Genomic DNA, 12,136 nt, shown 5'->3' on the forward strand with positions numbered 1-12,136 from the left:
ATTTTGAGGACAAATTGAATCGTTGACGGGACCACAGGCGTGGGCCATTCGCAACGGATGCTCTGGGGGTATGCAGCACCGACCGTCCTCGTAATCGTCCTTCTGGCCAGCCGGCAGGTGTCCAGCCTGACCGCCGGCATTGCCGGACTCGCCGCGACGATTCCGCCGGCTGTCCTGGCCTTGCCTGACGGCCAGGGCACGATGGCGGTGCTGGCGCTGGAATCTGGAAAAGGGGCGTGGCTGGCTTGGCATGCCATCGCGGTCATTCTGGCCGGCCTGTTCTTCCACGAGGTTGGGCGGATCGTGACCCGGCAACGCGGGGAAGATGCGGCGAGCACGGAATACAGCCACCGGAGGCTGTTCGCGGCCTGCTTCCTGCTTGGACCGTTCTTCGAGGCGGCCGTCGGCTTCGGCGTAGGGCTGGTCATCGTGGTACCCACGCTTCTGCGGCTTGGTCTGGCGCCGATATGGGCGGCGGTGTTCGGGCTCTACAGCCAGGCGATGGTGCCCTGGGGCGCGATGGCTATCGGCTCCACCGTGGGCGCCGGGCTGGCCGGGCTTCCCGCCGACGTCGCGGGCGTGGCGACGGTGGCCGTGGAGGTGCCGGTGCTTGTGGCCCTACTGCTGGCGTTCTGGTGGCTGGTCGGGCGCATAGGTGCGCGGCCGGGCTTGAACGCGATACTGGACGATGTCGGCTGGTTAGCGGCCATCTGCGCCGGCCTGTACCTGACGAACCGCTATATCGCGCTCGAATCGGGTGCAATCGTGACCTGCGGCATCCTGCTGCCGTTACGCTTCTTTCGCGACGAGCGGCCGGATCTGGCGGCTTGGCAGAGCTTGATCGCACGGGCGGCGCCGTATCTCGCCTTGACGGGGCTTGTCCTGCTTACCCGGGCGGCGGAGCCGGTCGAAGCCTGGCTGCGCGCGGCGTCCACCTTACAGCCGTTCGCCGACAGCCTGGGATTTGCGCTGTTGCACCATGTCAGCGTGCTCATTCTCGTCGTTGCCATTGGCAACGGGCTTGCACATGGGCTTGGCGCAAGGCTGTGGCGCGAGGCGGCGGTGGCTGCATGGCGGGCTGCATGGCGCCCGGCGGCAGTGACGCTTGTCTTCGTCGTGATGGGCCGGCTGACGGGGGCATCCGGCATGGCCGGCGCAATGACGGAGACCCTGGTGGCGGCGGCCGGCGGCACGGCGGTGCTGGCCTCTCCGGCAATGGGCGGCCTCGCCGGTTTCCTGACGGGAAGCAACGTCGCCTCGAACGCCATCATGATGCCGCTTCAAGCACAGATCGCGGCTCACACGGGTCATCCACTGACCTGGCTGGCGGCCATCCAGATCGCCTCCGGCAACGCGCTGACGATGTTCTCGCCCATCCGCATCGCCATGGGTGCCGCCTTGATCGGCCAGCCTGGCGGCGAATCCGAGATCTACCGCCGTTCTTTGCCGATGGCGGCAGCGGTCGCGGCGGCGTTGTTCGCCTTCGCGGCGGGAGTCTGGGCGCTGGCCGGGTAGGGGTTACGCCTGCTTCTTGCGCGGCGCGTGGTGGGTGGTGAGGTAGTCGGCCAGGAAGTGGCCGGTGTGGCTTTCCTCGATCTCGGCGACCTGTTCCGGCGTGCCCATGGCGACGACGCGGCCGCCCTTGTGGCCACCTTCGGGGCCGAGGTCGATCAGCCAATCGGCGGTCTTGATGACCTCCAGGTTGTGCTCGATCACCACGACAGTGTTGCCGTTGTCGACCAGCGCGTGCAGCACCTGCAGCAGCTTGGCGACGTCGTCGTAGTGCAGGCCGGTCGTCGGCTCGTCCAGGATATAGAAAGTGCGGCCGGTGGAGCGGCGCGACAGCTCCTTCGCCAGCTTCACCCGCTGCGCCTCGCCGCCGGAAAGCGTGGTCGCCGGCTGGCCCACCTTGATGTAGCCGAGGCCGACGCGCTGCAGCGTTTCCAGCTTGTTGCGGATGGTCGGGACCGCCTTGAAGAACTCCACGCCTTCATCCACCGTCATGTCGAGCACATCGGCGATGGACTTGCCCTTGAAGGTGATGTCGAGCGTTTCGCGGTTGTAGCGCTTGCCCTTGCACTCGTCGCAGACCACGAAGACGTCGGGCAGGAAGTGCATCTCGATCTTGATGACGCCGTCGCCCTGACACGCCTCGCAGCGCCCGCCCTTGACGTTGAACGAGAAGCGGCCCGGCTTATAGCCGCGGGTGTTTGCCTCCGGCAGGCCGGCGAACCACTCCCGGATCGGCGTGAAGGCGCCGGTGTAGGTCGCCGGGTTGGAGCGCGGCGTGCGGCCGATGGGCGACTGGTCGATGTCGATCACCTTGTCGAGGAACTCCATGCCCTCGACGCTGTCATGCTCACCCGGCGCCGCGCGCCCGCCCATGATGCGCCGCGACAGTGCCTTGTAGAGCGTCTCGTTGATCAGCGTCGACTTGCCTGAGCCGGAAACCCCCGTCACGCAGGTGAAGGTGCCGAGTGGCACCGTCGCTTCGACGTTGCGCAGGTTGTGCTCTCGCGCACCGCGAATGCGGATCGCCTGTCCCTTGCGCCCGCGCCGGCGCTTCTTCGGCAGCGGGATCTGCAGGAAGCCGGTCAGATACTGCGCGGTCAGGCTCTCCGGATGCTGCATCACCTCCGCCGGCGTACCCTCGGCAACGACGCGGCCGCCGTGAACACCGGCACGCGGCCCCATGTCCACGAGATAGTCGGCGGCGCGGATGAATTCCTCGTCGTGCTCCACGACGATGACGGTGTTACCGAGGTTGCGCAGCCGCTCCAGCGTGCCCAGCAGCCGGGCGTTGTCGCGCTGATGCAGACCGATAGAGGGCTCGTCCAGCACATAGAGCACGCCCGTCAGGCCGGAGCCGATCTGGGAGGCGAGGCGGATGCGCTGACTCTCCCCGCCGGACAGCGTGGCCGAGGCGCGGGAGAGCGTAAGGTATTCGAGCCCGACATCCATCAGGAAGGTCAGGCGGTCGTCGATCTCCTTGACAATGCGCCGGGCGATGTCCCGGCGCTGCGGGCTCAGGTGTTCCAGCACCTCGGCGAACCAGGGATGCGCCTCGCCCACCGACATCTCGGTGACCTGGCCGATGTGCATGCCGCGGATTTTCACGCACAACGCCTCGGGCTTCAGGCGATAGCCGTCGCAGGCGCCGCAGGGCTTGCTGGCCTGAAAGCGCGACAGCTCCTCGCGCACCCAGTCGCTGTCGGTCTCGCGCCAGCGGCGCTCCATGTTCGGGATGACCCCCTCGAACGGCTTCTTTGTCTCGTAGGAACGCAGACCGTCGTTGTAGCGCATCGTCACCGACTCGCCGCCGGAACCGAACAGGATCGCCTCGCGTACCGGCTCGGGCAGTTCCTGCCAGGGCGTGTGGGTCGAGACCTTGAAGTGGCGCGCCAGGCTGTCCAGCGTCTGCTTGTAGAACTGCGAGGCGGAGTTCGCCCACGGCAGAATCGCCCCTTCGCGCAGGCTTAGCCGCTCGTCGATGGCCAACCCCGGATCGAAGTGCAGCGTGACGCCAAGGCCGTCGCAACTTGGGCAGGCGCCGAAGGGATTGTTGAACGAGAACAGCCGCGGCTCGATCTCCGGGATGGTGAAGCCGGAGACGGGGCAGGCGAACTTTGCCGAGAAGGTGGTGCGGCTGCCGTCGTCGGCATTCTCGGTGAACGCCAGATCGTCGCCGATCGCCAGCGCCGTCTCGAAGCTGTCGGCCAGCCGGGTTTCCATGCCAGGGCGAACGACAAGACGGTCCACGACGGCCTCGATATCGTGCTTGCGCTTCTTGTCCAGCGCCGGCGCCTCGTCGATCTCGTAGAGTTCGCCGTCGATCTTGACCCGCTGGAAGCCGCGCTTCTGCAGGTCGGCCAGCTCCTTGCGGTACTCGCCCTTGCGTCCGCGCACAAGCGGTGCCAGCAGATAGAGGCGCGTGCCCTCGTCCATCGCCATGACGCGGTCGACCATCTGGCTGACCGTCTGACTCTCGATGGGCTGTCCGGTGGCGGGCGAGTAGGGCGTGCCGACGCGCGCCCACAGAAGACGCATGTAGTCGTAGATCTCAGTGACGGTACCGACGGTGGAGCGCGGGTTCTTCGACGTGGTCTTCTGCTCGATGGAGATCGCCGGCGACAGGCCCTCGATGGAGTCGACGTCGGGCTTCTGCATCAGCTCCAGGAACTGGCGCGCGTAGGCCGAGAGCGATTCGACATAGCGGCGCTGGCCCTCGGCATAGATCGTATCGAAGGCCAGCGATGACTTGCCCGAGCCGCTGAGCCCGGTGATCACAGCCAGCTTGTTCCGTGGCAGGATCACTTCGACGTTCTGCAGGTTGTGCTCGCGCGCACCGCGCACATGAATAACCGGCGCGCCGGTCGGCTCCGCCATCCGCTGCTCCGCTTCCTTCATCCGGGACCGGGTCGAGTTTGTGACGCTTCGCAATATGGTTCAATCGCGCTCGAAAAACGAGGGTGTCGCGAGGGTGCGAGAAATCCGATACAGGCTATGGCGATGTGGCGTCGGAGCCGCTAGAGTCCGCGGCCACTCGATAGCATGTCACCTCTAGGTACTGTAGGTAAGGTCGATCCGATATGGCGGGAAGCGTCAACAAAGTCATCCTCGTCGGCAATCTTGGACGCGATCCGGAGGTCCGGCAGACCAACTCCGGGCAGCGCGTAGCGAACTTCCCGCTTGCGACTTCGGAGACCTGGACTGACCGGCAGAGCGGCGACCGGCGGGAGCGGACCGAGTGGCATCGAGTCGTGATCTTCGACGACCGCCTGGTCGACGTGTGCGAGAAGTACCTGCGCAAGGGCTCCAAGGTGTTTCTGGAGGGCCAGCTCCAGACCCGCAAGTGGCAGGGCCAGGATGGGCAGGACCGCTACACCACCGAGGTCGTACTACAACGTTTCCGCGGTGAACTGACCATGCTGGATACCCGTGGTGGCGGCGGCGGGGGCGGCGGCTCCGAAGGCGGCGGCTATGGCGGCGGTTACGGTGGTGGCGGCGGTGGCGGTGGCTACCGCGACGAGCGCGTGGGCGGCATGGACACCCGCCAGCCGGCACCTGGCCCCGGCGGCGGCGACGACCTGGACGACGAGATCCCGTTTTAACTGGATGGTGGTCAGGAAGGGCGATAGGCGTGTCGCCTCTTCCCGACCTGTCGTACCATCCACGCCCGAAGGCGGTAGCGTTTAAGGCTACTCACTGAACGACACGGCGCGCCAAGCCCAGGATTCACCCTTGTTGTCCTCGTGCTCGAACCTGACGCTCCAGCCGATTTCGGGCGAATACAGTGTGACCGTCTCGCCTTGCCAGGAATGGCTATAGGCCTTGGAAGTCCATCGAACGACGTAAACGTCGACCTCTCCTCGCTCAAGCTCGAAGGTATCGGTACCGACAACCTCGATACGGTCCTTCCACTTGTTGCCGCTCCGGTTTCGCCAGAAGCTGACTTCCTTTCCGACTTCGAGAGGCCATAGCTTGGCGTAGGCGTCTTCATCGAAGTGCGTGTTGCCACAGTAACTGCAGAATATATAACCGGAGCGCTCGTCCCTCTCCCAGGTCCAGTTCACCTCGAAATCGTCGGGAGAGCCAATCACGCCGCGACCTGATTCACCGTTGCTTTCGTTTTCCCACGCCATCGCGGTACCCGATGGAGCCGGCTGCCATGGCGCGGGCTCCAGTTGCGGTGCTGCATGCGCCGCACCTGCCAAAAGGGAAAGTATGGCGACAAAAGAGTAACTTCGCATTCTCGGCCCCCCCCTGCACTTGCCGTTTGAAAGGTATCGCGCCACGATTTTATCAACTAAACACTTATGTTTCGCCCTATACATCTATCCATAACGCTCCGCTCGACCGCTCGCGTCACCTCGTTTCTGTTTGGTTCCCCCAGCGCTCTTCCGGACTCCCTGAAGGCGCCCGGAAGCCGTTGGTCCTGTTCACCAAGCCCCCACGGGGCAGGTGGGCACTTTTTACGTGTCGCCCGAGCGAACCTTCACGTCGCAGAGCGAAATGCAGTGACGCACTAGGCGTCTGCTTCTCGACGTCACACCCCCGGGCCTTGTCGCGATCGCCTAGATTAAACTGCGGCACCAGGAAGAAACCAGCCGCCGCGGCAGAGCTCCTGTCACGAACTGAGGCACGCAGCGACGCCGGTTGAGGACAAACCCAACGCCGCTGTGGATAAACCTCACGCCGTCTCAGTCTTCAGTAACCTGCTAGACGTCGGAGACCATATTGGTCGTGTCGATCAGACCTGCGCGACGTTGCGACCTCATGGGCGGCGACGTCCGTGACATTCTGCCAAGCCTCGCCAGCTTCTCGGGCCGAATGTCGCAAGCGCGTTTGCCCACCTTGATCGCGGTCATCTCACCGCTCGTATTGCGTTGAGGGGAGGCAGCGACGCGCGTGGCGTCCGGTACGGCGTCCACCGGCCCCAGCCAGCAGAAGCGCATCCAGCTCAGCCGGTCGCACACCAGATATTCGGTCTGACCCAGCGATAGGCCGTGCAGATCCTGGAGCACCAGTATCCGGAACTTGAGCACTACGCCGAACGGTGGGCGCCCGCGCTTGCTCACATCGCGCGGCCGGACGGCGCCTTCGGGTCAGCGCGGAACAGCTCGACGCCGAGGGTGGCGGTGAGTGGGCTTTCAAACCTCAGAAAGGACACCTTGACGCGGGACACACGTTACACGCGAACCAGCACCGTCGGCACCCTTGACGCGTGTTGTTTTCGAGCTTATCCTTTAACGAATGATAGCAAATGGGGGTTACGTCATGGCGCGCATAGTAACCGTGTCTGGGCCGGACGTCAGTCCGCATCACCTCGAGCTTTTACGCTCCCATGGCTATCAAGTCCGCTTGGTGTCGGACGATTCTGATAGAGAAGAGCTGCGCAATGCGCTTTCGGACGCTTGGGGTCATGTACTCGGTGGTAATGAATACCTGGATCGGGAGCTTCTAGCAGCCGCGTCGTGCTTGCGCGTAATCTCATATGTTGGAACCGGCTATTCCTCCTTTATAGACACAGCTGCCGCCCGCGAATTCCAAATCCAGACTTGTTCGACGCCAAGGTTGATGGTTGGAGCTGTCGTCGAACACACCATCGGTCTCCTCATAGGTGCCCAACGGCGCCTCTTTGAACGAAATTCCACTCTCAAATCCGGAGGTGTTTGTGAAGATACCTCCTTGGAATTGTCCCGCAGAGAAATAGGAATAGTGGGTCTCGGTGCCATCGGAGAGGAGGTGGCGCGGGTTCTGGTTCAGGGATTTCGTGCAAACGTCTCTTACTATAGCCGGACCCGACACGTCCGTCATGAAGAGACGCTTGGGGTTACCTATAAATCCAAAGACGATCTTATAAAAAGTTCCGACGTAATCATATTGTTAATCCCCAGCACCGAGGAAACCCGACACTTCCTTGGTCCGAGAGAATTTAACATAATGAAAAAACACGTCACTTTAATCAATACCGCAGGTCCGTGGCTGGTCGATGCCGATGCCTTATTGGCCGCATTGAACGCCGATATAGTGTCCACGGCCGCATTTGATGGTTTCTTTTCTGAACCACCATATACGGGCGCGGAGGATACGGACCGTCTCCTCACCCTGCCGCGAGAACGCGTCATTGTGACCGGGCATACCGCTGCCAGGACTCCAGAAACATGGGATCGAATGCTCAACAAGTCCATCGAGAATCTCGTTGCAGCAGAAGAGCTAGATGCATAACGTCGTGACTGGGGCCACGAAGCGACGTCGTACATGGCAGCATGTCGACGGCGCTATCCCAATACAAGAAGAGGTCCCCGGCTCCGGTGCTGATCAAATACCCGTCGCATTAGCGTGTGATCTGGTCCTCAACTATACGGCTCCCGGGCATCATATCTTAGATCCATTCTGTGGATTTGGCACAGTTCTAAAAATCGCTCACGACTTAGGACGGCCCGGTTGCGGCATTGAGCTAGACTCCGATAGGTGTCAATTCGCACAACAACATTTACCGAACCAAATCGATATTATCAACGCGGACTCACGAGATGTCGTGCTCCGCGAACGGGCCTACGATTGCATGATCACGAGTCCGCCGTTTGGCCGAGTGTCTGAAGGTGTGCGTATCGTTGACGATAGTAGCTATGAGTTGGTTGAACATGTCGTAGGTCATTGTCGCACGTTCATTAAACAACACGGACTAATCGTCGTTGAAACCGCTAACCCTCGCATAGATGGCTTTCTTTCTACGTATACGCATGAGGTCGCCGTCCGTCTTGCGCGAATAGTGCCACTTGTCGACGAGATCATATACTGCGTTGATACAGGGGTGGATGTTGTCGAGGGGGTCCAACACAGTAATATTCTCGTCTTTCAAAACACAAACGAATGCCCGTAACGTAATTTGGGCGCATTCGTCGTTGTGACTGCCGCATGAAGTAAGGGGAAGTTGTGATGCATGATGCGCGTTCTCAAGCAACACCGCTAACGAACTACGAATGGAAAGGGATGCATAGCCGGGCCAGCTTAGCTGACGGCCACGCATACCATGACATTCCAAAACACATGCTGGAGGTCATTGAGAAACTCCCTCAAATTTGGGACGAGGCGACGGGTATTCGAGTCCCGGAAGCGCAATCTCGATTCCGGGAAGCCTGGGAACATTTCACTTGTGAAACCCTAGCACTGGGCGCAGAGATGTGGATATGCCCAACGGCATCAAACTCAATTGACCTGGTTGCAGCGATACTCGCTGGCCGTGCCATGCGAACGGGACTTCTTGAACCTACATTCGATAACCTCGCTTTGCTGTTCCGTCGGCGGGGAGCCGCCCTCACCCCCATTCCCGAAGCGGACCTATCAAACGGTTCCCTGGACGGCTATCTTGATGGAATCGACGCCATATTTGTCGTGGACCCCAATAATCCAACAGGTTCACAATTGGACGGCACCCAATGGGAACAAATTATTAGACTATGCGCAGATCACAATAAGACCCTGATTGTCGATCGAACGTTCCGGTTCTTCAGTACTGCGGAACCAAAATTGAGTGAGCTCTTAGCCCAATATGACGTACCATTTATGATTATAGAAGACACGGGGAAGACTTGGCCCACATTGGATCTGAAAATGAGCCCTGTGATTTGTTCACAACACTATACCGACGTGATGTCACAACTCTATCAGGAGATGTATCTGTGCGCGTCACCATTCGCCATGCTGTTTTTCCACTACATCCTGTCCTCAGCGCCGCCTTACAGCGAACACTTTGACTCTCTCCAGGCACTCCTGTTGCGACGGCGAGACATGTTACGAGCTGCCATCGCTGAAAGTGGCCTAAGGACGGCGCAGGAAGGGGAAAACAGTTGTTTGCCAATTGAGTGGCTAGATTGTTCAGCCATGGGCGACGACGACAGTAGGATCGTTGAGGCGCTTAACGCTAGGGGCGTTCATCTGTTGCCTGGATATCCATTTTTCTGGTCTCAAAGCCCGCTCATGGCACCGCGCAATAGACTCCGGGTCAGTCTACTGAAAAAGGAGGCCGATTTTCAGTTAGGTGTCTCAATATTGAAAAGCGCTCTTGCGTCGTATCCGCAAACTTAGACGAGAGTTGCGTGGCATCGGTAGTGTCCGGAATGCAGGTAGCATTTTGCCGGGCCTGAGGACCATTCGGATACCATAGAGGAGCGCAGGGGTGCATTTTGAATAGAAGCGAGTCCGCTGCAATTTGGCCACAAGTCCGTCGCCTCGTTGTTGTCGGTAGTGGCGTGTGGATCACATTTGCAGCGCAGCTTTTAATTACATTTATTGAAACCGTTATCGTTGCACGACTGGGCGCCGATGCACTGGCCGGGGTCACAATCGCGCTATCCCTTTATGTGGCGAGCTTCCTGTTTTCTCTTGGTGTCGTTACCGCGGTTACTCCGCTAGCGGCCACGGCATATGGAAAAGGGGACCTTGAGGGGGTGCGCAATTTCGGTCAACAAGGAGTGCTAGTCGCCTTGATGATTGCCACGCCCTTAATGGTCGCGCTTTTTGGCGCGGCCGGTGTTTTCGCGAGCATGTCGGCTGAATACGCTCGATTTGGCGCTGCGGCCGCATATCTCACAGGTGCCGCTCCGGGCCTACCGCTCTGGACGATCTACGTCGCTATCCGCTGCTTTGGAATTGCTACTGGCCGCGTATACGTAATAACAGGGGTAATGGTCGCAGCGATCCCAATATATACCGCACTCGCTATAGTGCTTACATTCGGATTGGGTCCGATTCCCAAATTGGGTGTCTTCGGGTCCGGGTTAGCGTATACACTGACCGCGCTGATCATCGTAACTGTAACGGCACTCATTCTCAAATACATCAACCTGACGCCGACCTCGTCCATTCTTATTTGGAGGCCAAAAGCGGTAAGATCGGAACGAAAAGAAATTCTATCTCTGGGAATACCCTTCGCTTTCCGCATTGTCCTCCGAGAAGGCGTTCTACCTGCTACGACGCTTATCGTGGCCGTATTCGGGGCGGATGTTATTGCGGCACACGCCGTTGCATCACGTCTAGGTGAGATTACCAGCTCGATTGCGTTTGGAATTAGCAGCGCCGTCAACGCCGAGATCGGCTATATGCTCGGGTCCAACGAACATCGCCAAACACGTCTTCCGGTTCTTGTCGGAGTGGCTTTAGCCCTAATAGTGAGCATTATCGTCAGTGCAACCGTCGTCGTGTTTTCTGAGTCCATCGCGACACTCATGTTAGGTAACGCTAACGCCATCTCCATAACCATGGCGTTACAGGTCATTCCAATTGCAATGCTCTGGTTTATCGTTGTCGCTTTACAAGCACCCCTAAGCGGTACGCTTAGCGCATTTAAAGCAGCGAAATTTCAACTATGGACCGCGGCCGCCGGAAGTTGGATGCTTGGGATACCAATTGCCTATGGGCTTTCACGGTTAGCAAGTGTCCCTACCGCCGGTGCCTGGATAGGTCTCACACTCGGTGAATTATCGATAACGGCCCTATTCTTTTGGAAGGTGTACCATTTAATTAGCCGACACCAATTGTACGCGGTAACGCCCTAGGTGCACGACCTTCAATAAATGCAGAGGTGAACAATGACCTTTGGCTCGCTGCTCATGAATGACAACTGGGAACGCCTTTCGGCTGAAGACGAGCGCCTGTTCATGAAATTTGCCAAGGCCTTCGGTAGGTGCTGCGCATACGAAAACTCTTTCGCGTATATTGTACAAGAAACGCGTTCGAACGCTGCGCGCTACTGTGTCGAGGGTCTTCTTGCGGTAGCGTTTATCAAGGATGAGAATAGCGATTTCGTATTTCTACTCCCTCCGTGGGCCGCCGATACTGAACCGGTGACGGATGTGCATGTGTTTCTTTGTCAAAACCTCAGACGCGCTACCGGGCGAAGGGTGGTTCTCCGTCGAACCCCAAAGCAATTAAGTCGACGGCTGGAGGGCTCTGGTCGCTTTCGCATGCTCCCCCCAAGCACATTCACCCTGCCCGCCGACCTTCCTGAGGACATATTTCCTCAAGTATTGATTGATGTGGAACAAGTGAATTCTCTCGTTGGGCCACGGTTCCAAAAACTCCGCAATCAAATATCTTATCTCCAAAGAACTTGCAGTCTTTGCGCTGTAGATTTGGACGCACAGACACAATCGGACGTTCCGTATGTTATTCACAAGTGGGTCGAGAAATACAACGCCCGGAATATCAACATTGAGCGGACGATAATGGAAGCGGACCCCGCCGCATACGATGTACTATGGCGCCATTTCTCCAATCACGCCGACAACGGAGAGTATTTCGGGAGACTATTGTATTTAAACGGTGACCCGGCGGGGTTTTCATTCTGTGGTCGCATAGATCGCAATTCGGCGGCCCTTTATGCGTCTGTAAGTGCAAGTAATACACGGGGAACCTCAAATTACCTCTTGGTGGATGCCGTTGGCAACCTCCACCAAAAAGGTATATCTTTGCTCAATCTTGGCGGCTCGGAGACGGAATCGCTCCATGACTACAAAAAGCGGTATGGACGGGTCAAAGAACTCGCAACATATGACGTTGAATTTATCAAATAAACCGAACGTGTATCGGCAAATGGGGTAATGATTATGGCTGTTTCAGTCCGTGCTGTCGC

Annotated in this window: 10 protein-coding genes; 7 read left to right on the forward strand and 3 right to left on the reverse strand. The window is 59.1% G+C overall.

Translation table 11 applies throughout. The features are described 5' to 3' along the window. Positions 1 to 39 precede the first annotated feature (39 nt). Positions 40 to 1,515, forward strand: coding sequence for an L-lactate permease (locus DRB17_RS13205; RefSeq protein ID WP_147274903.1), 1,476 nt, complete (start codon positions 40 to 42; stop codon positions 1,513 to 1,515). Positions 1,516 to 1,518: 3 nt separating this feature from the next. Here DRB17_RS13205 and uvrA read toward each other — a convergent pair whose 3' ends face one another. Continuing rightward, positions 1,519 to 4,386, reverse strand: coding sequence for an excinuclease ABC subunit UvrA (uvrA, locus tag DRB17_RS13210; protein WP_114582723.1), 2,868 nt, complete (start codon positions 4,384 to 4,386; stop codon positions 1,519 to 1,521). Positions 4,387 to 4,589: 203 nt separating this feature from the next. Between uvrA and ssb the strand changes: the two genes are divergently transcribed. After that, positions 4,590 to 5,111: a single-stranded DNA-binding protein gene (gene ssb / locus DRB17_RS13215; protein ID WP_114582687.1), complete on the forward strand. Its 522-nt coding sequence runs from the start codon at positions 4,590 to 4,592 to the stop codon at positions 5,109 to 5,111. 87 nt (positions 5,112 to 5,198) lie between these two features. Here ssb and DRB17_RS13220 read toward each other — a convergent pair whose 3' ends face one another. Next, entirely contained in the window at positions 5,199 to 5,750 is a 552-nt protein-coding gene (locus DRB17_RS13220; protein ID WP_147274904.1) for a hypothetical protein, read from the reverse strand. A 468-nt stretch (positions 5,751 to 6,218) separates the two neighbouring features. Beyond that, positions 6,219 to 6,578: a transposase gene (locus DRB17_RS20715; RefSeq protein ID WP_241503836.1), complete on the reverse strand. Its 360-nt coding sequence runs from the start codon at positions 6,576 to 6,578 to the stop codon at positions 6,219 to 6,221. Positions 6,579 to 6,777: 199 nt separating this feature from the next. On the opposite strand from DRB17_RS20715, the gene DRB17_RS13230 reads away from it, so the two are divergent. The 5 genes from DRB17_RS13230 (at position 6,778) to DRB17_RS19970 (ending at position 12,077) form a co-directional block, all read left to right on the forward strand. Beyond that, positions 6,778 to 7,728 carry a 2-hydroxyacid dehydrogenase gene (locus tag DRB17_RS13230; RefSeq protein WP_161958812.1) on the forward strand — a complete coding sequence of 317 codons (951 nt, stop codon included), beginning with the start codon at positions 6,778 to 6,780 and terminating at the stop codon, positions 7,726 to 7,728. Continuing rightward, positions 7,721 to 8,386 carry a TRM11 family SAM-dependent methyltransferase gene (locus DRB17_RS20975; protein ID WP_114582690.1) on the forward strand — a complete coding sequence of 222 codons (666 nt, stop codon included), beginning with the start codon at positions 7,721 to 7,723 and terminating at the stop codon, positions 8,384 to 8,386. Before DRB17_RS13230 ends, DRB17_RS20975 begins: the two co-directional genes overlap by 8 nt. 56 nt (positions 8,387 to 8,442) lie before the next feature. Continuing rightward, positions 8,443 to 9,591 (forward strand): aminotransferase class I/II-fold pyridoxal phosphate-dependent enzyme, encoded by a 1,149-nt coding sequence (locus DRB17_RS13240; protein ID WP_114582691.1) that lies wholly within the window; start codon positions 8,443 to 8,445, stop codon positions 9,589 to 9,591. A 164-nt stretch (positions 9,592 to 9,755) separates the two neighbouring features. Continuing rightward, on the forward strand, positions 9,756 to 11,060 hold the full coding sequence (locus DRB17_RS13245) for an MATE family efflux transporter (protein ID WP_147274905.1): 1,305 nt from the start codon (positions 9,756 to 9,758) through the stop codon (positions 11,058 to 11,060). 33 nt (positions 11,061 to 11,093) lie between these two features. Then, a complete protein-coding gene (locus DRB17_RS19970) occupies positions 11,094 to 12,077 on the forward strand; it encodes a phosphatidylglycerol lysyltransferase domain-containing protein (protein ID WP_147274906.1) in 984 nt (327 codons plus the stop codon). Positions 12,078 to 12,136: the final 59 nt, after the last annotated feature.

The sequence above is a fragment of the Ferruginivarius sediminum genome (assembly GCF_003344765.1).
In the GTDB taxonomy this organism is placed as follows: Bacteria; Pseudomonadota; Alphaproteobacteria; order Kiloniellales; family Rhodovibrionaceae; genus Ferruginivarius; species Ferruginivarius sediminum.

Coding starts and splice junctions, on each gene's coding strand:
- DRB17_RS20975 (WP_114582690.1), top strand. CDS start 7,721: ATGCATAACGTCGTGACTGGGGCCACGAAGCGACGTCGTACATGGCAG.
- uvrA (WP_114582723.1), bottom strand. CDS start 4,386: ATGGCGGAGCCGACCGGCGCGCCGGTTATTCATGTGCGCGGTGCGCGC.
- ssb (WP_114582687.1), top strand. CDS start 4,590: ATGGCGGGAAGCGTCAACAAAGTCATCCTCGTCGGCAATCTTGGACGC.
- DRB17_RS13230 (WP_161958812.1), top strand. CDS start 6,778: ATGGCGCGCATAGTAACCGTGTCTGGGCCGGACGTCAGTCCGCATCAC.
- DRB17_RS13240 (WP_114582691.1), top strand. CDS start 8,443: ATGCATGATGCGCGTTCTCAAGCAACACCGCTAACGAACTACGAATGG.
- DRB17_RS19970 (WP_147274906.1), top strand. CDS start 11,094: ATGACCTTTGGCTCGCTGCTCATGAATGACAACTGGGAACGCCTTTCG.
- DRB17_RS13220 (WP_147274904.1), bottom strand. CDS start 5,750: ATGCGAAGTTACTCTTTTGTCGCCATACTTTCCCTTTTGGCAGGTGCG.